General features: G+C 72.9%; 19 protein-coding genes. 10 read left to right on the top strand and 9 right to left on the bottom strand.

The window, feature by feature from the left end:
- Nucleotides 1-90: 90 nt before the first annotated feature.
- A complete protein-coding gene (locus ABZ815_RS47395) occupies nucleotides 91-2,076 on the bottom strand; it encodes a right-handed parallel beta-helix repeat-containing protein (RefSeq protein ID WP_357708515.1) in 1,986 nt (661 codons plus the stop codon).
- 47 nt (nucleotides 2,077-2,123) lie between these two features.
- Complete coding sequence (locus tag ABZ815_RS47400) at nucleotides 2,124-3,293, bottom strand: ROK family transcriptional regulator (protein ID WP_357708517.1); 1,170 nt, start codon at nucleotides 3,291-3,293, stop codon at nucleotides 2,124-2,126.
- A gap of 93 nt (nucleotides 3,294-3,386) precedes the next feature.
- On the opposite strand from ABZ815_RS47400, the gene ABZ815_RS47405 reads away from it, so the two are divergent.
- From ABZ815_RS47405 to ABZ815_RS47440, 8 genes are all read left to right on the top strand, one after another.
- Nucleotides 3,387-4,664: a Gfo/Idh/MocA family oxidoreductase gene (locus tag ABZ815_RS47405; RefSeq protein ID WP_357708520.1), complete on the top strand. Its 1,278-nt coding sequence runs from the start codon at nucleotides 3,387-3,389 to the stop codon at nucleotides 4,662-4,664.
- A 5-nt stretch (nucleotides 4,665-4,669) separates the two neighbouring features.
- A complete protein-coding gene (locus ABZ815_RS47410) occupies nucleotides 4,670-5,965 on the top strand; it encodes an extracellular solute-binding protein (RefSeq protein WP_357708522.1) in 1,296 nt (431 codons plus the stop codon).
- 1 nt (nucleotide 5,966) lies between these two features.
- Nucleotides 5,967-6,917, top strand: coding sequence for a sugar ABC transporter permease (locus tag ABZ815_RS47415; protein ID WP_357708524.1), 951 nt, complete (start codon nucleotides 5,967-5,969; stop codon nucleotides 6,915-6,917).
- Nucleotides 6,914-7,810, top strand: coding sequence for a carbohydrate ABC transporter permease (locus ABZ815_RS47420; RefSeq protein ID WP_357708526.1), 897 nt, complete (start codon nucleotides 6,914-6,916; stop codon nucleotides 7,808-7,810). Before ABZ815_RS47415 ends, ABZ815_RS47420 begins: the two co-directional genes overlap by 4 nt.
- Nucleotides 7,811-7,830: 20 nt before the next feature.
- Complete coding sequence (locus ABZ815_RS47425; RefSeq protein WP_357708528.1) at nucleotides 7,831-10,176, top strand: discoidin domain-containing protein; 2,346 nt, start codon at nucleotides 7,831-7,833, stop codon at nucleotides 10,174-10,176.
- Nucleotides 10,177-10,200: 24 nt separating this feature from the next.
- Nucleotides 10,201-11,901: a beta-galactosidase family protein gene (locus tag ABZ815_RS47430; RefSeq protein ID WP_357708530.1), complete on the top strand. Its 1,701-nt coding sequence runs from the start codon at nucleotides 10,201-10,203 to the stop codon at nucleotides 11,899-11,901.
- Nucleotides 11,894-13,300, top strand: a complete 1,407-nt coding sequence (locus tag ABZ815_RS47435; RefSeq protein ID WP_357708532.1) for a glycoside hydrolase family 20 protein — start codon at nucleotides 11,894-11,896, stop codon at nucleotides 13,298-13,300. The genes ABZ815_RS47430 and ABZ815_RS47435 overlap by 8 nt, the downstream gene beginning before the upstream one ends.
- 152 nt (nucleotides 13,301-13,452) lie before the next feature.
- Complete coding sequence (locus ABZ815_RS47440) at nucleotides 13,453-14,214, top strand: hypothetical protein (protein ID WP_357708534.1); 762 nt, start codon at nucleotides 13,453-13,455, stop codon at nucleotides 14,212-14,214.
- Here the strand turns inward: ABZ815_RS47440 and ABZ815_RS47445 are convergent.
- Nucleotides 14,201-15,646, bottom strand: coding sequence for a multicopper oxidase family protein (locus ABZ815_RS47445; protein WP_357708536.1), 1,446 nt, complete (start codon nucleotides 15,644-15,646; stop codon nucleotides 14,201-14,203). The two genes, ABZ815_RS47440 and ABZ815_RS47445, sit on opposite strands and share 14 nt — an antisense overlap.
- 168 nt (nucleotides 15,647-15,814) lie before the next feature.
- Here ABZ815_RS47445 and ABZ815_RS47450 point away from each other — a divergent pair, with 168 nt between their 5' ends.
- Nucleotides 15,815-16,927 (top strand): ABC transporter substrate-binding protein, encoded by a 1,113-nt coding sequence (locus tag ABZ815_RS47450; protein ID WP_357708539.1) that lies wholly within the window; start codon nucleotides 15,815-15,817, stop codon nucleotides 16,925-16,927.
- Nucleotides 16,928-16,956: 29 nt separating this feature from the next.
- Here the strand turns inward: ABZ815_RS47450 and ABZ815_RS47455 are convergent, their stop codons facing one another.
- From ABZ815_RS47455 to ABZ815_RS47470, 4 genes are all read right to left on the bottom strand, one after another.
- Nucleotides 16,957-17,826 carry a GNAT family N-acetyltransferase gene (locus tag ABZ815_RS47455; RefSeq protein WP_357708541.1) on the bottom strand — a complete coding sequence of 290 codons (870 nt, stop codon included), beginning with the start codon at nucleotides 17,824-17,826 and terminating at the stop codon, nucleotides 16,957-16,959.
- A gap of 84 nt (nucleotides 17,827-17,910) precedes the next feature.
- Nucleotides 17,911-20,178 carry a catalase gene (locus ABZ815_RS47460; protein WP_357708543.1) on the bottom strand — a complete coding sequence of 756 codons (2,268 nt, stop codon included), beginning with the start codon at nucleotides 20,176-20,178 and terminating at the stop codon, nucleotides 17,911-17,913.
- Between the two features lie 89 nt (nucleotides 20,179-20,267).
- Nucleotides 20,268-20,741 carry a nuclear transport factor 2 family protein gene (locus ABZ815_RS47465; RefSeq protein ID WP_357708546.1) on the bottom strand — a complete coding sequence of 158 codons (474 nt, stop codon included), beginning with the start codon at nucleotides 20,739-20,741 and terminating at the stop codon, nucleotides 20,268-20,270.
- 57 nt (nucleotides 20,742-20,798) lie between these two features.
- The gene (locus ABZ815_RS47470; protein ID WP_357708549.1) at nucleotides 20,799-21,689 is read right to left on the bottom strand and encodes a LysR family transcriptional regulator; all 891 of its coding nucleotides are present in this window, start codon (nucleotides 21,687-21,689) and stop codon (nucleotides 20,799-20,801) included.
- A 95-nt stretch (nucleotides 21,690-21,784) separates the two neighbouring features.
- On the opposite strand from ABZ815_RS47470, the gene ABZ815_RS47475 reads away from it, so the two are divergent.
- On the top strand, nucleotides 21,785-22,726 hold the full coding sequence (locus ABZ815_RS47475) for a zinc-binding dehydrogenase (protein WP_357708551.1): 942 nt from the start codon (nucleotides 21,785-21,787) through the stop codon (nucleotides 22,724-22,726).
- Nucleotides 22,727-22,773: 47 nt separating this feature from the next.
- On the opposite strand, the gene ABZ815_RS47480 is transcribed toward ABZ815_RS47475, so the two are convergent.
- A complete protein-coding gene (locus tag ABZ815_RS47480; RefSeq protein WP_357708554.1) occupies nucleotides 22,774-23,520 on the bottom strand; it encodes a methyltransferase domain-containing protein in 747 nt (248 codons plus the stop codon).
- Between the two features lie 91 nt (nucleotides 23,521-23,611).
- Nucleotides 23,612-24,427 (bottom strand): class I SAM-dependent methyltransferase, encoded by an 816-nt coding sequence (locus ABZ815_RS47485; RefSeq protein WP_357708556.1) that lies wholly within the window; start codon nucleotides 24,425-24,427, stop codon nucleotides 23,612-23,614.
- Between the last annotated feature and the right edge of the window lie 67 nt (nucleotides 24,428-24,494).

The raw sequence follows: 24,494 nt of genomic DNA on the forward strand, positions 1-24,494 counted from the left end.
TGCACTCCTTCATTCCTCATGCGCGTTGTTCGACTCCCGGCCGCTCCCGCCGGCCGCCCCCCCCCGCGGCGACCTTCGTGAGCGGCGGGCTCAGCGGGTCGTGATCTCACTGACGGACAGGTTGCCCCAGGTGTGGTTGGCGGCCTTGACGACCAGGCGCACCTGGGTGGTCGTGACCGGGGCGGGCAGCGGCACCGGGCGGCGTTCGACCGTGGCGGTGTTGCTCGCCCAGGTGATCGCCGCGCCGGCCGCCTGGGTCACCCAGGCCGAGCCGTTCCAGGTCTGGACGTCGAGGGAGGTGATGCCCTGGCCCTGGCCGAAGTGGGTGGCCAGCACGACCTCGCCGACCGTTCTGGGGTTGGGGAAGGTGAGGGTGATGGTGCCCGGATAGGTGACGCCGGAGGACGGGCTGGCCCAGGTCGTGTAGTCCCAGCCGTCGGTGAGGGCGGCGGGCGTGGTGCTCTGGCCGTTGCCGAAGGAGGTGGTCGCGGTGGCGGCCGGCTCCGACAGGCCCGCGCCCGCCGTCCGCTGGACGGCGCCGAGGTCGGGCATGCCCGAGGGCAGGGCCGTGCCGGAGACGTCACGGCCGCCGTCGGAGGCGATCTCCAGGCCCTGCCGCAGGACCGGGGACGACGCGGAAGGGAGGTATCCGGACAGGTCGGACAGTGAGCCGGCGGTGCCGGGGGCGGTCAGCTGCGGGTTGCCGGACAGGGCGGCCTTGTCGCCGCCGGGGACCGGGCCGGAGTGGTAGAGGTTGCGGTCGTACTGCACGACGCCGCTGTCGTTGTAGGGGAGGTTGGCGCCGTTGTGGATGACGTTGTTGCGCAGCCGGATGTTGCTCACCGAGCTGCTCCACACCTTGACCAGGCTGAACGACGCCCGGTCCGGGTGGTTCTGGATGAACGGCGTCAGCGGCACCCAGATGGTGTTGTTGTAGGCGTCGATGTTCCTGGTGTTGGTGGAGAAGGCGAAGACCTGGTTGGCGTCGTTCTGGCTGACGTTGTAGCGGATGGTCGCCTCGGCCGGTCCGGTGCCGGTCGAGACGGCGATGAAGAAGCCGCCCTCGTTGTCGTGGCTGAAGTTGTACTGGACCAGGCTGCGGTGGACGGAGGCGTCGGCGTCGAAGGCGTTGCCGTCGCTGGACAGGCCCCAGTACTTCGTCCCGGACACCTCGTTGAACTGGACCACGGTGTCGTCGGCCCCGGCCCACCAGATGCCGACGTTGCCGTGGTTCTGCGCGGTCCTGGCGACCCGGTTGCGCTCGATGAGCGCGCCCTGGGCCTGCATGACGGTGATGCCGCCCGCCGAGATGTCGTGCACGTCGTTGCCGCGGACGACCACGCCCGTGCTCGGCGTCCAGGGCCGGTAGTCGGCGGCGGGGATGCCCATGAGGTCGCTCCACAGGGACGTCCAGCCTTCGCGCTGCATCCACTGCGACCAGGTGACGATCCCGTACGAGCGGGAGTCGGCGACCTCGTTGCCCTCGATGAGCAGGTCCTGGTAGTAGGTGGCGGTGTTCTTGCCCAGGGCGCTGACAATGATGCCGCCCGCGGACGGGTTGGAGGACTGCGAGCCGGAGGCGGCGCCCTGGATCGCGTGCACGTAGTTGCCTCGCACGGTGATCCGGGGGACGGCGCCGAGGTCGGTCGCGGTGACCGCGATGCCGATGCGCGGTGTGCTCCCCGATCCGGTGTTGGTCACCTCGAACCCGTCGAGGACGACGTCGTGCAGGTCGGCGAGCTTGACGGCCGCGTCCACGGCGCCGCCGCCCGCGATGGACGGCCGGGATCCGGCGCCGTAGGAGGTGAAGGTGACCGGGCTGCCGGCCGTGCCCGAGCCGCGCGGCGCGAGACGGCCGGTCCACTGGCCGCCGGCCTTGAAGCGGACGGTGTCGCCGGGCTGGAACGTCTGGGCGTTGACCTTGTCCAGGGTGCGCCAGGCGGTGGACGGGGAGCGCCCGTCGGCGGAGTCGTCGCCGACGGGGTCGACGTAGTAGGAGGTGGCGGCATAGGCGGGGGTGGGCGCGGCCACGAAGGTCAGGACCAGTGCGGCGCACGGTAAGAGAACTCGGAACACGGCAACTCCTTGGGAGATGACGGTCGGGCGCCCGAGTTACTAATTAATCAAGCTTTAATATCTTGCCTGAAGAGGGTCAGGTCAAGAGGGAGATCCACGTCGTAGAGAAGCTCGTCCACGTGGTTGAGCGCGTGCCGTACGGCGCCGAGCACGACGGCCTGGTCGGCGAGCGTGGAGATGGCCAGGGCGGGCGGTTCGAGGCAGAGCGGGTCCAGGTGCCGCCGCAGCGGCTCCATGAGCACGTCGCCGGAGCGCGAGACGCCGCCGCCCACCACCACGAGGTCGGGGTCCACGGTCAGGACGATGGCGGCGATGCCCTCGGCCAGGTCGTGCGCGTACTGCTCGACGGCCCACCGGGCGGCGGGGTCGCCCTCCCTGGCCGCGGCGAAGACCAGCCCGGCCACCTCCTCCGGCGCGGCCTCGGGGGCGAAGCGCGCCAGGTGGTCGGGGGCGCGGTGCCAGCCGACCAGGTGCAGCGCGCCGATCTCCCCGGCCATGCCGCGCCCGCCGCGGTGCAGCTCGCCGCGCACCAGCATGCCCGCGCCGGTGCGCACGCCGGACAGCACGAACACCACGTCGTCCACCTCGCGGGCCACCCCGGCCCACCGTTCGGCCAGGGCCGCGAGGTTGCAGTCGTTCTCCACCAGGATCCGGCAGGGGTAGTCGCGGCCCACCTCCGCCGCCAGGTCCAGGCCCGTCCACTCGGGCAGCCCCACGCACAGGCGGACCGTCCCGGACGGGCTCACCACGCCGGTGGTGCCCACCGCCACCGACAGCACCTGGTCCGCGGTGACGCCGGCCTCCCGCAGCGCGGCCGCCATCGTCGCGCGTACGGCCGCCAGCCGCTCGGCCCTGCCGTAATCGGCCTGGACGCGGGTGAAGCCGAGGCCGACGGCGTGGCCCTCCAGGTCGGTCACCTGCGCGCGGACGCTGGAGGAGCCGATGTCGACGCCGACGACGTAGCCGGTCGCGGCCCGGAACCGGTAGAGGCGGGCCGGCCTGCCCATCTGGCCGGCCTCGGGCGCGACCTCCTCCAGCCAGCCGTGCGTGTGCAGCTCCTCGACCAGGCCCTCCACGGTCGGCCTGGACAGCCCGGCACGGCGGGCCAGGTCGGTGAGCGGGACGACGCCCGCCGCGCGGATCGCCCGCAGCGTCGCGATCATGTTGATCCGCCGCAAGCGATGTGCGTCGCTTCCCTGGAGCGCGACCTTCCGCATGGACCCCCCTTGACAGTGCTGCCTGGCGACCAATACAAACAGAGACTAATAAAAACAGCTTTAATTACTATGTGGCAAACCGGAAGGACATCGATGTCGGAACCCGACGTCACGCTCGCCGTCGCGGGCGCTGGGCTGCGGAGCACCCTGTACGCCCGCCGGGCCCTGGCGACCGGCCGCGCGAGGGTCGTGGCCGTCGCCGAACCTGATCCGCGCCGCCGCGCCGCCTTCGCCGCCGAGCACGGCATCGCGCCCGGCAACGTCTTCGCCGACTGGACCGACCTCCTGGCTGCGGGCAGGCTGGCCGACGCCATGATCATCGGCACCCAGGACCGCATGCACGTCGAGCCCGCGGTCGCCGCGGCCGACCTCGGCTACCACATCCTGCTGGAGAAGCCGATGGCCCCCACCGAGGAGGAGGCCGGGCGCATCACCGAGGCCGCCGAGCGCAACGGGGTCATCCTGGCGGTCTGCCACGTCATGCGGTACACGCACTACACCCGCGCGCTCAAGTCGCTCGTCGACGAGGGCGCCGTCGGCCAGATCATGAACATCCAGCACCTGGAGCAGGTCGGCTGGTGGCACCAGGCGCACTCCTTCGTCCGCGGGAACTGGCGCAACGAGGCCGAGTCTGCTCCGCTGCTGCTGGCCAAGGCCTGCCACGACCTCGACTGGATGGCCTACATCAAGGGCAGTCTGCCGCAACGGGTGTCCTCCTTCGGCGATCTCGTCTATTTCCGCGAGGAGCAGGCCCCGGCCGGCGCCACGGCCAACTGCCTCGACTGCCCGGTGGAGGCCACCTGCCCGTACTCGGCCAAGCGGCTGTACCTGGGCTGCCTGGGCGATCCGGACAAGGAGTGGTGGCCGCTGTCGGCGGTCACCGCCGACCACACCGAGCAGGGCGTGCTGACCGCGCTGCGCGAGGGCCCCTATGGCCGGTGCGTGTTCGCCTGCGACAACGACGTGGTCGACAGCCAGGTGGTGAACCTGCAGTTCGCCGACGGCACCACCGCCTCGCTCACGGTCACCGCCTTCGCCGCCCTGGAGCACCGCAAGACCCGGATCTTCGGCACGCACGGCTCCATCGAGGGCGACGGCGTGCGCCTGCGCCTGCACGACTTCCTCACCGACGAGATCACGGTGATCGACACGCAGAGCGGCGACGGGGCCTCGATGGCCGGCGGCCACGGAGGCGGCGACGACGGCCTGATGGACGCCTTCCTCGACGCCGTGACCGCCGGCGACCCGGCGATGATCCGTTCCAGCGGTCACGAGAGTTTGGCCACGCACCGCGTGGTGTGGGCGGCCGAACGCGCCCGCCTGTCCGGCACGGTGATCACTCTCGCCGAGCCCTCCCCCCTTGAAAGGTGACAACCATGACCAACGTCCTCTCCCGGACGGCCGCGCTGGTGGCGGTCGGCGCGCTGGCGTTCGGCGTGGCCGCGTGCGGCAACAAGAACAGCGGCGCCCCGGCCGGGCAGACCGGGCAGAAGTCCCTCGTCTACCGCTCCTCCTGGGGTGAGCAGGAGCCGCAGGCCAAGATCTTCAAGGCGATTCTGGACGACTTCGCCAAGCAGAACAACGTCAAGGTGGACGCGAAGTTCGTCGGCCGCAAGGGCACCGAGAACCTGCCCACCGAGATGGCCGCCGGCCAGGGCCCCGACCTGTTCGACGTCGCGACCGACAACCTGCCCGGCTGGCGGGCCCAGAACCTGAACGCCCCGCTGGACGACCTGCTCACCAAGCAGGTGCCCGGCGAGGGCAAGACCGTCGGCGACGTGCTGCCCGACTCGGTCCGGCAGGCCGCCTCCGACGACAAGGGGATGGGCTTCGTCCCGCACACGGTGATCTCCACCGCCGTCTGGTACGACGCCGCCAAGCACCCCGACCTGGCCGCCACCCCGCCGCGCAGCTGGGAGGACCTGATCGCCTTCCTCGACAAGGAGAAGGCCGACGGCAGGACCGGCATCGGCCAGGACGGCACCATCCCGTTCTACAACGTCTACTGGTTCTACTCGGCCCTGGTCCGCGCCAACGGCGCCGGCAGCCTGCTGGCCCTGTCCAAGGACGCCGCGGCCTGGGACAAGCCCGAGGTGCTCGCCGCCGCCAAGCAGGTCGAGCAGCTCACCAAGGGCGGCTACTTCCAGAAGGACCACATGGCCACCAAGTACCCGGCCGCGCAGGACGACTGGGCGCAGGGCAACTCCAGCCTGAACATCAACGGCACCTGGCTGGCCAGCGAGGTCAAGACGAAGACCCCGGCCGGCGCCAAGATCCGCTCCTTCCAGCTCCCGGCGGGCGGCAAGAACTCCGTCGAGGTCGGCGCGCTCGGCTGGGGCGTCAACGTCAAGGGCAAGAACGTCGAGACGGCCAAGGAGTTCCTGGCCTTCGCGCTGCAGAGCAAGTACCTGGGCCGCATCTCCACCGAGGCGCTCAACATCCCCTCGCGTCCCGACATCCCGGCCCCCGACTTCCTGGCCGACGTCCAGAAGGCGATCTCCGAGGCGCCCGCGGTGCACAAGACCTACGACACCCTGGCCGCCGACAAGTCCTACTGGGTCGACCTGCTGCTGCCCCTGGACGACCAGCTCATGGCGGGCAAGATCGACGCCGCCGAGTTCGTCGCGCAGGGCAAGAAGAAGACCGCCGACTACCTCGCGAACAAGGGCTGACATGGCATACGGCTCCCTCGTTGCGGAGACGGCGCTCCCGTCGCGGGATCCGTACCGCGGCAAGGTTCTGCGGCCGGCGCGGGAACGGGCCTTCTGGCCCTTCCTGCTGCCCGCGCTCGCGCTCTACACGCTGCTGTTCGTGCTGCCCTCCTTCTACGGGGTGTGGGTCAGCCTCTACCGGTGGGCCGGGCCCGGCGCCGAGATGGAGTGGCGCGGCCTGCGCAACTACCAGGCGCTGCTGCGCAGCGACGCGTTCCTGCAGTCGTTCGCCAACACCTTCCTGCTGGCGGTCGCGGGCGGCGCCCTGGTCTTCGGGATCACGTTCCTGTCGATGATGGCGCTGCGCCACCTGAAGGGACGGGCCTTCATCCGGTCCGTCGTCTTCCTGCCGATGATCATCTCGGCGATCGCGGTCGGCGCCGCGGTCGGGTTCCTGCTCAACCCCGGCGGCGTGGTCAACCAGGTCCTGGGCTGGGCGGGCATCGACGGGCTGCCCTGGCTCGGCCCCGACCTGGTGTTCAGGTGCGTCATCGGCGGCCTGGTGTGGTCCTCCACCGGCTTCTACATCGCGCTGATGATGTCGGCCGTGGACGGCATCCCGCCCCACCTGTACGAGGACGCGGTGCTCGGCGGCGCGACCAAGTGGGAGCAGTTCCGCCACATCACCCTGCCGCTCACCTGGGACGTGTTCGCCGTCGCCGCCGTGTTGTGGGTGGTCAACAGCCTCAAGGTGTTCGAGATCGTGATCGCCTTCACCACCGGCGGCACGCCCGGCGCCCCGCCGCTGCAGGCCAGGACCGTGGCCGTGCAGCAGTACACGGTGATCACCGGGGGCGGCGTGCCCGAGCTGGGGTCCGGCGCCGCGATGGGCGTGGTGGTGACCCTGATCACCATCGTGCTCATCGTCCTGGTCCGCCGCATCACCCGCCGAGAGAGCGTGGAGCTGTCATGACGACCGTCCCCCCGGTGAGGCGTCCCCTGGCCCGGCTGGTGGGCGACCTCCTGCTGCCCCGCCTGACGGCCGTCGCCCTGTGGGCGTGGGTGGCCTTCAACCTGGCCCTGGTCGCCTGGGTCGGCCTGCAGTCGCTGAAGTCCTCGGGCGAGGTGTGGCTGCACCCGTTCGCGCTGCCGGCCTCCCCCGCCTGGGAGAACTACGACTCGGCCTGGCAGGCCGGCCAGTTCTCGGCCGCGGCGCTCAACAGCGTCGTCCTGACCGCGCTCGGCTCGTTCCTCATCGTCACGATCGCGGCGCCCGCCGCCTACGCGCTGTCGCGTTCGTCGCGGCGGATCGCCGGCCCGATCACCGGGTTCTTCGCCATGGGGCTGAGCATCCCGCTGCAGACCATGGCGATCCCGATCGTGGTGGCCAAGCTGTCGGTCTACACGTTCATGGAGGACTGGGTCACCGGCTGGTGGGACAACCGCATCACGCTGCTGGTGTTCGAGGTCGTCCTGTCGCTGCCGTTCGCGGTGTTCGTCCTGACCGGGTACTTCCGGTCGCTGCCCAAGGAGGTCGAGGAGGCCGCCGAACTGGACGGCGCCGGGCCGCTGACCTCGTTCGTGCGGGTCATCGCGCCGCTGGCCCGGCCCGGGCTGACGACCGTGCTCGTGCTCAACGTGATCGGCCTGTGGAACTCCACCCTGCTGGTCCTGATCATCACCCCGCTGCCCGAGGAACGCACGCTGCCGGCGGCCCTGCTCAACCTGTACTCGACCATGCAGTACAGCTCCGACTGGGGCGGCCTGTTCGCCGGGATCGTGATCCTCATCTATCCGATGGTCATCCTCTACATCTGGCTCGGCCGGCGCGTCGTCGAAGGCATGACCGCCGGGATCGGCAAATGACCTGGAAAGGACGCCCCCTCTTGCGCGTCATCGTCACCGCGCTGACCCTGTTCGCCGGACTCCTGGCCGCCACCCCGGCCCAGGCCGCGAACGGCACCACCTACTACGTCGACGCCTCGGCCGGGAACGACTCGGCCGACGGATCGAGCCCGGCCACCGCCTGGCGGAGCCTGGACAAGGCGAGCGCACTGACGCTCGGCCCCGGCGACCGGCTGCTGTTCAGGGCCGGGCAGCGCTGGACCGGCCGGCTCACGATCAAGGGCGCCGGCGCGCCCGGCCGCCCGGCGACCGTCGGCTCCTACGGCCAGGGCGCCAAGCCGCTGATCGAGGGCGGCGGGCTGGACGGCGCCGCGGTCACCATCAGCGACGTGCACGACTTCGTCGTGGACGGCCTCCAGGTGACCAACAGCGACGGCCGGCCCGTCTACCGCACCGGCGTCAACCTGTACGCCAAGGACGCCGGCAGGCTGGCCGACGTCACCCTGCGCAACCTCGACATCCACGACGTGGACGGCGCCGGCGGCCACAGCGTCGCCACCGCCGGACTGCTGGTCTCGATCAGGGGCGACAGCGTCCCGACCTTCTTCGACCGGCTGGTCATCGAGGACAACGAGATCTCGAAGATCGGCTCCTACGGGTTCATCATGTGGTCCACCTGGTCCCGCCGCAACGGCATGACCAGCCTGTATCCTGCCGAGACCGGCATCCCCGACAGCGAGGTGAACACCTGGACGCCGAGCACGGGCGTGGTCGTCCGCGGCAACCGCGTCCATGACGTGACCGGCGGCGGCATCACCCCGATGCACACCAAGGGCGCGCTCGTCGAGGGCAACAAGGTCGAGCGGGCGGTGACCGGCCGGACCAAGCCGACCGGTGGCAACGTCGGCATCTGGTGGCAGGGCAACGACGATCTCGTCGTCCAGCGCAACGAGGTCAGCGGCACCGGGTTCAACGGGCCGGGCTCCGACGGGCACGGCTTCGACGCCGACGCCGACAACAACCGCAGCCTCGTGCAGTACAACTACAGCCACCACAACGACGGCGGGTTCTTCATCGCCGTCTCCTTCGCCGGCGCGCCCACCCGCGACACCGTGGTCCGCTACAACGTCAGCGAGAGCGACGGCTACGAGGTGTTCGGGCTGTCGACCGCCACCCAGGGCACCGACCTGCACAACAACACCGTCTACGCCGACGGCCGGGTGGTCGAGGTCAAGCCGCCGCTGGCCGGGGCCGGCACATATCCGCTGGGCAAGGTCGTGCGGATCTACAACGACGCCGCGGGCGTCAAGGTGCGCGACAACGTCTTCCTCAACGCGGCCGGCGCCGGGTTCGACGGCAAGAACGGCGCGGTCTACGACCACAACCTCTACTGGGGCACGCCCCAACCGCCGACGGGGCCCGACCACCGGGCGATCGTGGCCGACCCGAAGCTGGCCTCGCCCGGCTCCGGCGGCCTGGCCGGCTACCGGCCGCTGGACGGCTCGCCGGTGTCCGACGCGGGCGTGAGCCTGCCCGCGGTCGCCGACCTGGCCGGCACGCCCGTCCCCGACGCGGCCCCCGATCTCGGCGCCTACCAGCGGGCCGTCCCGCTCCCCCGGGTGAGCAGCACGTTCACGCCCAAGGGCCACCTGGAGCGGCTGGCCGACCGCGACCCGGCCACGTTCTGGCAGAGCGGGCCCAAGCCGGCCTTCCCCGGCAACGTCGACCTGACCTACGCCCTGCCCCGCACCTTCAGCCGGGTCGAGGTGACCGGCGCGCCGGGCCTCGCGTTCGACGTCCAGACCTCCGAGGACGGCCGTACCTGGCAGACCAGGGCGACCGGCGCGAAGCAGGCCGTCACGCTCCCCGCCGAGGTGACCACCCGCCGGGTTCGGCTGGTCGTCACGGGCGAGGGGCGCTTCCGGATCGGCGAGGTGCGGCTGCGCGTGCCCGCCGCCACCGAGCCGTACCTGCCGCCCGGCGGCGTCCCGGTGGCGACCTCGTCGTTCCCGTCGGCGTCCGCGCTGGAGAACCTGATCGACGGCGACCCCGGCACGCCGTGGGCCTCGGCCTCGACCGGGGTGACGTTGCCCGGCGACATCACCGTGGACTACCGCGCGCCGCGCGCCGTCTCCGAGGTCACCCTGCACACCGCCTGGGCCAAGGGGCAGGGCATCACCGACGTGTCGCTGCAGACCTGGGACGGCGGCTCCTGGGTCACCCAGGTCGACCACCACCTGATCGACTGGCCGTCCAGCAGCGCCACCGTCGAGACCAGCACGATGCGGCTGCCCGCGCCGGTGACCACCCAGAAGATCCGGCTGATCGTCCACAAGGCGAATCTCGAATGGGGCAACCTCGCCCTCTACGAGATCGTCACCCGCTGACCGGACCAGAAGAGAGAAGAAGGCATGACTCAGGTGCTGTCGGGAGCGATGCATTACTTCCGGGTCCTTCCGGAGCAGTGGCGGCAGCGCCTGGCCATGCTGCGGGCCATGGGCCTGGACACCGTCGAGACGTACGTCGCCTGGAACCTGCACGAACCCCGGCCCGGCCACTTCGACTTCACCGGCCGGGCCGACCTGGGCCGCTTCCTAGACCTGGCGGCCGAGCAGGGGCTGCGGGCGATCGTGCGGCCGGGGCCCTACATCTGCGCCGAATGGGACAACGGCGGCCTGCCCTGGTGGCTGCTCGCCGACCGGGACGCGCGGCTGCGCTGCCACGACGAGACCTTCCTCGGCCACGTCGGGCGCTTCTTCGACGAGGTGATCCCGATCGTCGCCGCCCGGCAGGTCCCCCGCGGCGGCAACGTGTCCATGATCCAGGTCGAGAACGAGTACGGCTCCTACGGCTCCGACCGCCGCTACCTGGCCTGGCTGGCCGACGGGCTGCGGGAGCGGGGCCTGGACGTGCCCCTGTTCACCTCCGACGGCGCGATCGACCACATGCTGACCGGCGGCACCCTGCCGGGCGTGCGGGCGACGGTGAACTTCGGCTCCGACCCCGAGGGCTCCTTCGCCGAGCTGGCCCGCTTCCGGCCCGACGACCCGCCGGCGTGCATGGAGTTCTGGAACGGCTGGTTCGACCACTGGGGCGACACCCACACCACCAGGGACGCCGCCGAGGTGGCCGGCATCCTGGAACGCATGCTCGCCGCGGGCGCGTCGGTCAACCTCTACATGGCGCACGGCGGCAGCAACTTCGGCACCTGGGCCGGCGCCAACCTGGGAGGCGACCTCCAGGACCGGGAGTACCAGCCGACCGTCACCTCCTACGACTACGACGCGCCGATCGACGAGCGCGGCGCGCCGACCGAGAAGTTCTGGGCCTTCAGGAAGGTGCTGGCCGCCCACTCCCGGGGCCCGGTGCCCGAGCCGGAGCCGCTGCCGCCGACCCTCCCGCCCGGCGCCGTCGAGCTGACGCAGTCGCTGCGGCTGTTCGACGCGCTCCCCCAGGACGTGGTCCGCTCGGCGCGGCCGCCGACGTTCGAGGAACTCGGGCTGGCCCACGGGCTGGTGCTCTACCGGGCCACCGTCCACGGGCCGCGGCGGCCGTACGAGCTGCACGTGGACGGCCTGGCCGACCGGGCGCACCTGTTCGTGGACGGCGAGCCGGTGGCGGTGCTCGAACGGGACCGGCTGACCGGTGTGCCCGTCGCGGTGCCCGGACCGTCGGCGGTCGTCGAGCTGCTGGTCGAGTCGATGGGCCGGGTCAACTACGGGCCGCGGCTGGGCGACCGCAAAGGCATCGTCGGCGGCGTGCGGCACGAACGCCAGTACGTCCACGACTGGGAGGCGGTGCCGATCCCGCTGGACGACGTGTCGGGGCTGCCGTGGGGCCGTACGGGCGCGACGACCGGGCCGGTCTTCCACCGCGGCACGCTCACCGTGGCCGAGCCGCGCGACGCCTACCTCGCCCTGCCCGGCTGGACCAAGGGCTACGTCTGGATCAACGGGTTCTGCCTGGGCCGCTACTGGGACCGGGGACCCCAGCGCACCCTCTACCTGCCCTGGCCGCTGCTGCGCGAGGGCGCCAACGAGATCGTCGTCCTGGAGCTGGACGGCTGCCAGGAGCCGGTCGTGGAGATCCGGGAGGAGGCCGACCTTGGGTAACCCGCGTCCGGTCGTCGTCCCCCGCCTCCAGCACTGGGACGGCGGCACCGGTTCCCTCCCGCACGGCCGGCTGGCCAGGGTCGTGGGCGACGAGCCCGCCCTGCGCGAGCGGCTCGTCCGGGAGATCGGGCACCTCACCGGCCTGACCCTCGCCGCCGCCGGGGGCCCGGCGCGCGCCGGGGACGTCGTCCTGACCCTCGATCCCGCGCTGACGTGCGAGGCGGGCGGCGACCGCTTCGCCGAGGAGGGCTACCTGCTCGACGTCACCGGCGAGCAGGTCCGGATCTCGGCGCCCACGCCCACCGGCCTGTTCTACGGCACGCGCAGCCTGCTGCAGATCCTGCGCACCACCGCCGAGCTGCCGGTGGGCGGCGCCGCCGACTGGCCCGACTACCCGGTGCGCGGCTTTGTGCTGGACGTGGGCCGCCGCTTCTTCACCCCCGGCTTCATCCGCGAGCGGCTGGCCGTCATGGGCTGGTTCAAGCTCAACGAGCTGCAGCTGCACCTCAACGACAACGGTTTCCTGGACCCCGGCGGCACCTGGGACGACGTACAGGCGGGCTTCCGCCTGGTGCCCGGCGACCCCGCGCTGGCCGGGCTCGCCTCGGCCGACGGCGCCTACGACCGGGCGGACTGGGACTCCTTCGAGGACACGGCGGCGGCCAACGGCGTCACCGTCGTCCCCGAGATCGACGCGCCCGCCCACGCGCTGGCGCTCGTCCGGTTCCGTCCCTCGCTCGGGCTGGGCGACGACCACCTGGACCTGTCGAGGCCGGCGGCCACGCAGTTCGTCAAGGACCTGTTCACCGAGTTCGCCCCCTGGTTCCGCGGCCCCCACGCGCATTTCGGCGCCGACGAGTACCTGGCCGACGAGCCGCGCTACAAGGAGTTCTTCAACGCGATGGCGGCCCATCTGCGGGCGCTGGGCAAACGCCCGCGCGCCTGGGGCAGCCTGACGAGGATGGCGGGCGGCGTCCCCGACGGCTACGACCGGGACGTGGTGGTCAACTGCTGGGCCACCGTCTGGTACGGCCCGCACGAGGCCGGGCGGGACGGCCACTCCTTCATCAACACCAGCGACTCCCTGCTGTACGTCGTCCCGGCCGCCACCTACTACCACCCCGACGGCCTGGACGGCGAGCACCTGTACGAGCACTGGGCGCCGCACGTCTTCCCCGACGGCCAGAGCGTCGCCCCCGGCGATCCGCGGCTGCTCGGCGCCATGTCGGCGGTGTGGAACGACATCACCGCGGCGCCCTACACCGAGGACGACGTGCGCGACCTGATCGAGCCGACCTTCGCCGTCCTGGCCCAGAAGATGTGGAGCGGCGCGGGCGGCCTGCCGTACGACGCCTTCACCGAAGCCGTACGGCGGGCCGGCGGCCCGGTCCCCGGCTGAGGCCACCGGGCGGCTGGCGGCGTTGTCGCCGCAGGAGTTGCGGATCGTCCGGCCGGCCGCTCGACCTCGCCTGGCCCTGCCCCTGGCGGGGGAGCCGGTTCCCCCTCGGGAGGGAGACCGCGGGCGGGCCGCCCGGCCTACCGTGGACGGCCATGAGATCAACCACTCGGCCGGCGCTGCTGGCCGCGGGCTGGGCCGCCGCGGCCGCGCTCGCGCTGGTCGCGCCCGGGAACCTGGTCATGCGGCTGGCGTTCGGCAAGCTCGACGACCCCTTGCTCGTCCGGCAGGCGCTGTTCGCCGCGCTGGGGGTGCTGGTGGCGCTGGCGACCGTCCGGTTCGGCACGCGTACCGCCGCGCGACCGCACGAACGCCGGTCCGACGGGACGGTCCGTCCCGCGCTCTGGGCCAGGGCGGCGGCCTGGGCGGCGGCCGGCCTGCCGGTGCTGGGCTTCTCGGTCCCGCACCTGCTGTGGGGGCTGGGCCTGCCGCTCGGCGTGGCGGAGGGCTCCCGCGCGGGGCTGGCGGAGCTGGGCGGCTCGGCGGTGTTCTGGGCGCTGCTCGTCGCCGGGCCGGTGGCCGGGGGCCTGCTCACGTTGGGGCTGATCGCCCGATGGGGGCAGATCTTCCCGCGGTGGGTGCCCGTCGCGGGAGGGCGGCGGGTGCCGCGCGGGCTCGCGGTGGTCCCGGCGGCGGCCGTCGGCCTGCTGGTCGGCCAGTACGGCGCGATGATGACGAGCTGCCTGACGTTCGGCGTCACCCGCGCGTGCGCGCCCGGCGGCGGCTCGGAGGTCCTCGACGGGAGCTGGGGGTTCGCCGGGACGTACCCGGTCTTCCTGCTCTGGGGGACGTCTCTGCTCGCCGCCGCCGCCGGTTACCTCCACACGACCGCGCGGGCGCCGCTCAGTGGGTCATGACGTGCTTGCGGCGCGGGGGCTTGCCGTAGCCGAGCACGCCCATCATGCCCTGCTCCTGGTGGTAGAGGTTGTGGCAGTGGAACATCCACTCGCCGGGGTTGTCGGCGTGCACGTCGATGCTGATCCGCTTGTACGGCATCACGTTCACGGTGTCCTTCCTCGGCCCGCCGCGCTCGGTCGCCCGGACCTGGAAGGTGTGGCCGTGCAGGTGCATCGGGTGCCACATGTGCGTGTCGTTGTGCAGGACGATCCTGATCGTCTCGCCCCGCTCGACCCGCAGGCGCAGCGGGTCGTCGGCGAGGCGGCCGTTGAGCGGCCACTCGCTGCCGCCGTCGGCGCGCTGGCGCCAGCCGAGCGTGACGGTGACGGTCCTGGACGGCGGGCGCAGCTGGTGGGAGCGGCGCGCCTGGAGGTCGTCGTAGCTGAGCTGCTTCCGCTGGAGCTCCGGCACCTCGCCGTCCGGCGACGGCGTCCGCGCGACGGGCGTGGTCCGCACCACCGCGAACGCCCGCCCGCTCTTGCCCTCGGCCATCGCGATCAGCGGGAACGCCCCCGCATCGAGCGTCACGACGAAGTCGTAGCGCTCCCCCATGCCGACCACGACCGTGTCCACGGTGACCGGCTTGCACGGGAAACCGTCGGTGTGGGTGATGGTCAGGCGGTGGCCGCCGAGCGCGACGCGGAAGGCCGTGTCGGCGGCCGCGTTGATCACCCGGAACCTGGCGCGGACGCGGGGACGGCTCAGGAAGACGGTCGGCTCGTCCGCGGTGCGGCCGTTGACCAGGTAGTACGGGTAGCGCACATGGCCGGACGTGCCGCCGAGGACGTGGCTGCTCAGGGTGTCGTCGTGCGGGGTGGTGCTCAAGGCGCTCAGCGTGTCGTCGGGAGTGCCCTTGACGCCGTCCTGCCAGTCGTCGAGGAGGACCGTGAACTCCTGGTCGTACCTCAGCGGCTCGTGCGGGTCCTCCACGATGAGCGGGCCGTACAGGCCGCGGTCGCTCTGCATGCCCACGTGGGAGTGGTAGAAGTACGTGCCGGGGTCGGGGACGGTGAACACGTAGTCGAACGTCCCGCCGGGCTTGGTCGGCCGCTGCGAGAAGCCGGGGGCGCCGTCCATCTCCGGGACGATCCGGATGCCGTGCCAGTGCACGGTGGTCGGCGCGGGCAGGTCGTTGACCAGCCTGGCCCGTACGGTGCCGCCGGCCGTGGCCCGGATGGTCGGGCCGGGCAGCACGCCGTCGTAGGCCCAGGTGGACACCTCCTGTCCGCCCAGCGACACGGTGGCGGGCGCGGCCCGCAGCACCCTCCTGGCGGGCGCCACGGCGGCGGTCCCTTCCGAAGCCGCGGCGGCGGCCGCCGGAACGGTGCCCAGGGCGGCGAACATGCCGCTGACGAACAGCCTGCGGGACACGGTCCCACGTGAATCAGTCACTACGGATCCCCCTCATCCACCTCGAAAAATAACGGAGAGTCACGACAAGAGGTGGACGCCACGCGCTGGCGGCCCGTGCAAGATCGTCGTACTGCCCCCCGGGGCCCTCGCGACGCCGCGCCACCGGCATACTGGCCACGGGATCACCAGACGGGAGACGTCACGCACATGGACACGCCACCATCGCAGCCGGGGGCCGGGCGGGCCGACGGATCACCCGTCCGGATCGGCGCGCTCGTCCCGCTCACCCCGCCCGGTTGGGTCGAGGCGGGCCGTCACCTGCTCGCCGGGCTGGAGCTGGCCGTCCACGAGGTCAACGAGGCCGGCGGGATCGGCGGACGGCCGCTGGAGCTGGTGGTCCGGGACACCGCGGCCGACCCGCACAGGGCCGCGGCGGCCGTGGACGAACTGGCCGGCCTGGGCGTGGCCGCGCTGGCCGGCGAGTACCACAGCGTGGTCGCCCGCGCCGCCGCCACCAGGGCCGACGCGCTCGGCCTGCCGTTCCTCTGCTCGTCGGCGGTTCTCGACGCGCTCACCGAACAGCCGACGGAGTGGGTCGCGCGCCTGGCCCCCGCGCAGTCGCGCGGCTGGCGGATCTACGCGGACTTCCTCCTCGGCGCGGGCCACGGCCGCGTCGCGGTGGCGACCCAGCCGAGCGTCTACTGGGCGTCGGGGACCGGCATCCTGCGCGACCGCCTCGCCGCCCGCGGCGGCACGGTCGTCGAGCTCGACATGACCGAACTCACCCCCGCGGCCCTCTGCGACGAACTCGCCGGCAGCGGCGCGACGGCCCTGCTTCTCCTGGTCGGACAGCCCGAGCCGGCGGTGCCGATCGTCAGGGCCGTCCGCCGCGACCGGCGGCTGGCCGGGATGCTGATCGGCGCGCCGGCCGGGCAACCGGAGTTCGCCGGGTGGGCCGGCTCGCTGGGCGGCGACGGCGCCGGGATCCCGTTCCTGCGCTACCTGCCCGAGCGTCTGGGCCCCCTCGGCGTGCGGGTCGGGACGGCGCTTCGCGAGCGGCTGGCCGGGGAGCCGTCCTTCGTGGCCTTCGAGGGCTACGACACGGTCGCCGTCCTGGCCGAGGTGCTGCGTTCCCACGGCGTGGAGCGGGCGCGCGTCGCCGGGGCGTGGCCGGACGTCGCCGTCGAGGGCACGCGGGGGCCGATCAGGTTCTCCGGTGTGCCGGGCATCGGCGTCCGGCAGTGGGCCTGGCCGCCGATCCAGGTCGCCGACCGGGACCCGGCCGACCCCGGCCGCTTCCGTACCCTGCACACCGGCTGAGTCCGCGGGTCCGGCGTTCGCCCGAGGGCTCAGGAGGCGTCGCGGAACACGTCCCGTCTCTCCGACAGCCGCTCGAAACCGGCCGACCGGTAGGTGGCGACGCCGCCGGTGTTGGAGCTCGGGCAGCCCACGATCACGCTGGAGGCCCCCGACTCCTGGAGCGCGCGGGCCGCGGCGACCGTGACGGCCCGGCCGTATCCGTGCCCGCGGTGCGCCCGGTGCACGCCCATCGGCTCGATCAGCCCCGGCCTGCCCTCGCCCGCCTGCCACACCGCCACGGCCGCCACCGCCGTGCCCCGCTCGTCGCGGACGAGCAGGCACCGCGCGCCCGCGTACGGCGCGCCCGCCGCCATCGCGTGCCAGCGCTCCTCGGTGAAGGTCGAGCCGTCGAACGACGCCCGTAGCACCGCGGCCCACTCGTGCGCCTGCTCCGGCCCGGCCGCCTCGACATGGACACCGGGATCCGGCACGGGGGCGCCGAGGTCGCGCCGGAGCAGCGTCCACGGCTCGCCGATCGCCCAGCCGTCCTTGAGCAACAGGTCCTGGACCAGCGCGCCCTCCGGGGCCTCGATGTACACCCGGCCCTCGGGCAGCACGCCGCGATCGGGCACCGACACGTCCCCGGCCATCCGCCGGGCCAGCTCCTCGTCCCGTGACGCGTGCGGGGCGAACGCCAGCCGCAGCAGGTCCGCGCCGTCCAGCAGCCCGACCGCCACGACCTTCCCTGCGCGGCTCCAGGTGCGGGTGGCCGCCGCCGTCCGGGCCGCGCCGAACCGCCAGAACCATCCCAGGTCGCCCGGATGCACCTGCACGGGCTCCGCGTCGTGCTGCCACTCCCCCAGCGTCCGCGCCACGTCACCGAGGCCGTCGATCCCGGGCCGGCCCATCTCGATCGTCATCCCCCGATCACACACCACCCCACCGGCCCGCCGCACCCGGTTTTCCCGCCGCTCGGGCGGCCGGGCACGAGCGGCGGTGACGCGTCAGGCGACGTCGGGGTGGATGCGGAAGCGGTCCCAGACCCGGTGCAGGGCGAGCAGGGCCAGCACGTCGCGCAGCACCCCCTCGCCGTCCTGCCCGGTGACGACGCCCGGCGCCTGCGCGTGGACGCCCGCCGCCTGCAGCGCCTGCTCGGCCGTGCCCCAGCCGCCCAGCGCCTTGGCGTGCCGGTACGCCTCGCCGACCAGGAGCAGCACGCGCGGGTCCACCGGCGTCCCGCCGTCGCCGGCCTTGGCGTCGCGGGCTCCGTACGCGTCGTCGCCCGGCGCCGGCGCCCCGGCCAGCAGCACCGCGTCGAACTCGACGGAACGGGCCGTGGCGAAGGTGCGCTGGACGGCCAGCGTGCCGCCCAGCATGCCGCCCTTGGGCGCGATGACGAGCGGGGTCATGCCGCCGTCGAGCACGGCCTGGCGGACGGCGTCCACCACGCCCAGGTCGCTGGTCTCGTCCGCCACGATGCCGATGACCCGGCCGTCCAGCGGCCACTGGCGGCCGACCTGCGACAGCGCCGGGCTCGGCGGCGGGTCGGCGAGCGCCACGGTGGGCTCGGGCGCGGGCAGTCCGAGGCCGTCGGCGACCTGCCGGCACAGGACCGGGTCGATGTTGGCCAGCACCCGCAGCTGGCGCTCCTTGACCGCCTGCTCGTAACACTTGCCCAGCTCGAAGGTGTAGGCGCTGATGAGGTGCTCGCGCTCGATCGGCGACAGGCTCAGCCAGAACAGCCGCGGCTGGCTGTAGTGGTCGGAGAACGTCGCGGGCGCCTCGCGCACCTTGCGTCCGGCCACCTCCAGCGGCACCTCGACGAAGGCGCCCTGCCCGGCCCCGGCCTGGAACGGGCAGCCGCCGTCCAGGGAGTTGGGCCGGTACGGCGCCACCCCCCGGTGGACCGCCGTCTGGTGGAACCCGTCGCGCAGCATGTCGTTGACCGGCGCGTGCGGCCGGTTGATGGGGATCTGCGCGAAGTTGGGCCCGCCCAGCCGGGTGATCTGCGTGTCGAGGTAGGAGAACAGCCGCGCCGCCAGCAGCGGGTCGTCGGTGATGTCGACGCCCGGCACGAGGTGCCCGACGTGGAAGGCGACCTGCTCGGTCTCGGCGAAGAAGTTCGACGGGTTGGCGTCGAGCGTCATCAGGCCGACCGGGTGGACGGGGGCCAGCTCCTCGGGCACGATCTTGGTCGGGTCCAGCAGGTCGATGCCCTCGAACATCTGCTCCGGCGTGTCCGGGAAGACCTGGATGCCCAGCTCCCACTGCGGGTGCGCGCCGGCCTCGATCGCGTCGGCGAGGTCGCGCCGGTGGAAGTCGGGATCGACGCCGCCCGCGATCTGGGCCTCCTCCCAGGTCAGGGAGTGCACGCCGAGCTTGGGCTTCCAGTGGAACTTGGCCAGCGTCGTCTCCCCCGCCGCGTTGACCAGGCGGAAGGTGTGCACGCCGAAGCCTTCCATCATCCGGAACGAGCGCGGGATGCCCCGGTCGGACATGTTCCACATCGTGTGGAAGGTGGCCTCGGTGTGCAGGGAGACGAAGTCCCAGAACGTGTCGTGCGCGCTCTGCGCCTGCGGGATCTCCCGGTCCGGGTGCGGCTTGCCGGCGTGGATGACGTCGGGGAACTTGATGCCGTCCTGGATGAAGAAGACCGGGATGTTGTTGCCGACCAGGTCGAACACGCCCTCGGCGGTGTAGAACTTGGTGGCGAAGCCGCGGGTGTCGCGTACGGTGTCGGCCGAGCCGCGCGAGCCGAGCACGGTGGAGAAGCGTACGAAGACGTCGGTCCTGGCGTCCTCGGCGAGGAAGGCCGCCTTGGTGATGTTCGAGGCGGTGCCGTACGCCTGGAAGACGCCGTGGGCGGCGGCGCCGCGGGCGTGCACCACCCGCTCGGGGATGCGCTCGTGGTCGAAGTGCATGACCTTCTCGCGCACGTGGTGGTCCTGCAGCAGCACCGGGCCGCGCGGCCCCGCCTTCAGCGAGTGGTCGGTGTCGCGCAGCCGCACCCCCTGGGCGGTGGTCAGGTACTCGCCGCCCTGCGCCACCTGGTCCTGCGACGCGCCGGTGGGCTGCCCGGTGGGCGAGACGGTGTCGGGCCCGCGCTGGTCGGGCTTGGGCGGCAGCGGGCCACGTGGTTCGGTCGGCTCCTCAAGCGTGGGCGGCATGCTGCCGGGCACCCCCGGGATCTCGGCCGGCTTCGGGGCGTCACGGTCGGTGACGGCGTCGACGACCTTGTCCACGGCGGACCTGAAAGGGTGCGAGTCGTTCATGCGTGATTCCTTAGAAAGGGCCACGACAAATTGACCTGGTGTGGCGCCTCCCTACCCATGATCGGACGTATCACGCGAATAACCGCACTTCAGGACGGTTCAGGACCGCCGTTCCCGGGGCCCTCGAAGGGCAGCGGCAGGCGCAGGCCGACCTGTGCGTAGATCTCCAGCTGGTCGTAGTAGAGGCGCTGGCTGGAGACGAGCCCGTCGCGCAGGTCCCAGAACCAGCAGGCCCGTACGGTGATCTGGCGGCCGGTGGCGGCGAGCACCTCTCCCCCGACCGTCAGGTACGGGCCGGTGTGCGTCCCGGTGGCCGTCAGCTCGGTGGCGATCGTGTCCCCCACGGCGACGGTGTCCCACAGGGTGAAGCGCAGGTCGGGGAAGCCGTCCCAGATCTGGGTGAAGTAGGAGGCGATCTCCTCGGGATTGCCCGCCTCCATCTCGGGGCTCACCACGACCGCGTCCGGCGCGTAACACCGCAGCACCGCCTCGACGTCGTGGACGTTGGCGGCGCCGAGCAGCCGGTCCACGATGTCGTTCGTCGCCGGCGGCACCTCTTCCATGACAGGGACCGTACCCATGGCGAGCCCGCGCACGGCCAAACGGTCGTCAGCGGCGGCTCATGGATGGGTGGCCGCTCGCACGGCCGCGGGGGGCCGGAGGGCGCGCAGCTCGCCGAGAAGGTCGCGGATGAGCGCGGAGCCGGTCAGCTCGCGGGTGGTCACGTAGCCCACCCGGCGGCGCGGGGCGCCCTCGCCGAGTTCGGCCATGGCGACCCTGGCCGGGGCGTCCACCGTGGACAGCCGGGGCACGATCGCGGCGCCGAGCCCGTGGCCGACCATCGACATGACGACCCCGTCGTCCTCGACCGTGATGTCGCCGGGCGGGATCCACTCCTGCGCGGCCAGCCAGCGCCGGGTCTCGCCGGAGCAGTTCTCGTGCCAGTCGATCATGGGAAGCGACCGCGGGTCCGGATGCCCCAGCGGGTGGGCCAGCACGTACGGCTCCTCGTACAGCTCCTCGCAGACCAGGCCGTCCACGTACACCGGCAGGGAGACGACGCCCACGTCGGCCCGGCCGTCGGCCACCTCGCCGGCGATGCCCCGGCCCAGGTCCGGCACGATGCGCACGTCGACGGTGACCTTGGGGTGCCGTTGCCCGAAGCGGACCAGCACGCGCGGCAGCAGGTGGAAGGCGGCGCTGCGGAAGGCGGCCAGCCGGATCGTCCCGGTGGCCTCGCCGAGGCCGGCGGTGCGCGTGTCGGCCCGCATGACCTCCATGAGCCGCAGGATGTGCCGCGCGTGCCCGACCGCGGCCTCCCCCGCCGGGGTGGCCCGGGCGCCGGCCCGTCCCCGCTGGAACAGGACGGCTCCCATCTTCCGTTCGGCGGCGCGCAGGGCGTGCGAGACCGCCGACTGGGTCAGCCCCAGCCGTACGCCGGCCGCCGACACACTGCCTTCGCCGTCGACGGCGACCAGGACGCGGAGCTCCGCCGCGGTGAGATCGTCCACGGCACGGCAACGTATGAAGGGTCTTCATGCATTCCGCGTCAACCAGAAACGGCACCTCCTGGCTGGGCTTTCGCGATCCCCCTAGCGTCTGGGGCATGAGAGTGATGCGTGCTGAACGACTTGGCGGACCCGACGTGCTGACCCTGGCCGAGGTGCCCGATCCGGTGCCGGGCCCCGGCCAGACCCTGGTGGAGGTCGAGGCCGCCGGGCTCAACTTCGCCGACATCGAGCGGCTGCGCGGGTCGTACCTGCCGCCGGAGCTGCCGTTCGTGCCGGGCGGCGAAGTGGTGGGCCGGACGGCGGAGGGCCGCCGGGTGCTCGCCTTCGCCGAGCGGGCCTACGCCACGAAGGCGCTGGTGAAGGAGGCGGTGGAGATCCCCGAGGAGCTGCCCGCCGGCGCCGCGCTGGCGCTGCTGGTGCAGGGCCTGACCGCGTGGCATCTCGTCCGTACGGCGGCGCGGGTCGCGCCCGGGGAGAGCGTGGTGGTCAACGCCGCCGCGGGCGGGGTGGGTCACCTGGCGGTGCAGCTGGCGAAGGAGGCCGGGGCCGGGCGGGTGATCGGCGCGGCGTCCACGGCGGACAAGCGGGAGCTGGTGCTGAGCCTCGGCGCGGACGCCGTCGTCGACAGCGCCCCGGACGGCTACACCGGCCGCCTGGTCGAGGCCAACCGCGGCGCCCCGGTGGACGTGGTGCTCGACGCGGTGGGCGAGCCGCTGCTGGAGGCGGCGCTGCACGCCCTGGCCCCCTTCGGACGCCTGATCACGTACGGGGCCTCGGGCGGCGTCGATCCCCGGCCGATCGACCCGGGGCTGCTCGGCGAGCGCAACATCGCGGTGGGCGGCTACTGGCTGGGCGCGCACCTGCGCCTGCCCGGCAGCACCGCCGCCGCGCCCTTGACCGACCTGATCGAGCTCACCGCCGCCGGACGCCTGCGTCCGATGACCGGCGGCGAGTACGACCTCGCGCAGGCCGGCCAGGCCCTGGCGGACCTCGCGGCCCGCCGTACCGTCGGGAAGGTCATCCTGCGCAACCGCTGAGACGGCCCGGCCCCGGCGGGGGCCGGGGCCGGGCAGGTCGGTTTCAGCTAGGCGATCAGCAGGCGCAGGCCGAGCTCGGCCTCGTCGAGGCCGGCCAGGTCCCGGTTGCGTTCGGCCCACCGGCCGGAGGCGAGGTCGTCACCCAGGTCGCGCACCACGCGCCGCTCGGTGTCCGCGCCGAGCCTGGACCAGACCGACATCCCGCGCCGGACGTTCTCCTCCAGGTACGCCTCCGGCCGCCGCCAGAAGGCCTCGAAGAAGCCGTCGGCGCAGTCCCACGGTATGGGCACCGGTTCCAGGCGGGCTCCGACGGCGTCGGCCAGCTCGGTCACCAGCGGCCGGCCGGCCACGAGGTCCATGACCTCGGGCAGGTAGTCGCGCGAGAGCCAGAACCGGTCGCGCCAGCCGGCGGCACTGGTGTCGTGCGTGAACACCACCACGCGGCGGGCCACCCGCCGCATCTCGCGCAGCCCCGCGATCACGTCCGGCCAGTGGTGGACGGACGAGACGGCCATCGCCGCGTCGAAGGCCAGGTCGTCGAACGGCAGGCGCTCGGCGGCCCCCGCCAGGCACGGCGCCGCCCCGGGAGGGCGCTGCGAACGCATGAGCGCCGACGGCTCCACCGCGAGGACGTACCGGCCGGGCGGCTCGTAGGAGCCGGTGCCCGCGCCGACGTTCAGCACGGTCCGGGCGTCGCCGAGCGCGGCCCAGATCCGTTCGGCGATGCGCGGATCGGTGCGCCGCGTCGCGGTGTAGGCGGTTCCGATGGTGTCGTACAGCGGCGCGCCGGACATCGGCACTTCCCTTCTGGCCGTCGTCCCCGGCCTTGTGATCACTGTTGCCCGGATCGAGCGGCGTGTGAAGGCCCCTTCGTGGCCGTGACGGTCACAACCGCCGGACGCGCAGCACGGCGGTCAGCATGGGAAGGGTGAACTCGCCCTCGGCGGTCTCGGGACGGCTCGCGAGGTAGGCGCGGATGCGAGCGAGGCGCGCCGTTCGTTCCTGTTCGGGCATGACCAGCATCCCCGCCCTGGTGGCGAGCGTCTCGACGAGGGAGTCGGCGGTGCGGCGCTGCCCGTGCGGGAACTCCGCCTGCTCCGGCGACCCGAACCGGGCGGGCGCCCCCGTCCTGGGCAGGTGCATCCCGGCCGTCTCGGCGCGCCAGCGGGCGGGCGTGTCCCGCGGGCCGACGGCCTCGTCCCCGCTGACCCGGGCGAGCCCGGCGACCCAGTCGATCCCGTCGTCGAGGACGTTCCACAGGCCGGCCAGGACGCCGCCCGGCGCGAGGACCCGGGCGATCTCGGGGCCCGCGACGGCCATGTCGAACCAGTGCATCGCGTTGCCGGCCAGCACCACGTCGACGGAGGCGTCCGGCAGCGGTATCGCCTCGGCGCTGCCCGGCAGGGCGCGGACGTCCGGCAGCGCGCGGCGCAGCTCGGCCAGCATCTCCGGGTCGGGCTCGACCGCGACGACCTCGACGCCCGTCCCGGCCGGTGTCCCGGTCAGGGGCCCGGTCAGCATCCCGGTCAGTGTCGCCGTCAGCTTGCCGGTGCCGGCGCCGAGGTCGAGCACCCGCCGCCCCGGCGCGCCCTCCAGCGCCCAGGCCGCCGCGGCGTGCGCGTAGTCGGGGCGGTGCTCGGCGTACGCGGCCGCCGCGGCTCCGAATGACGAGCTGTGACGTAGCCGTTCGTCCTGCTGCACGCGATCTCTCCTCCCGCCCCGCCCGGCCGGACCGGGCCGTGGGTCACCCGCATCCTAAGATCGCCGC

The organism is Nonomuraea sp. NPDC047529, from assembly GCF_040642995.1.
GTDB lineage: Bacteria > Actinomycetota > Actinomycetes > Streptosporangiales > Streptosporangiaceae > Nonomuraea.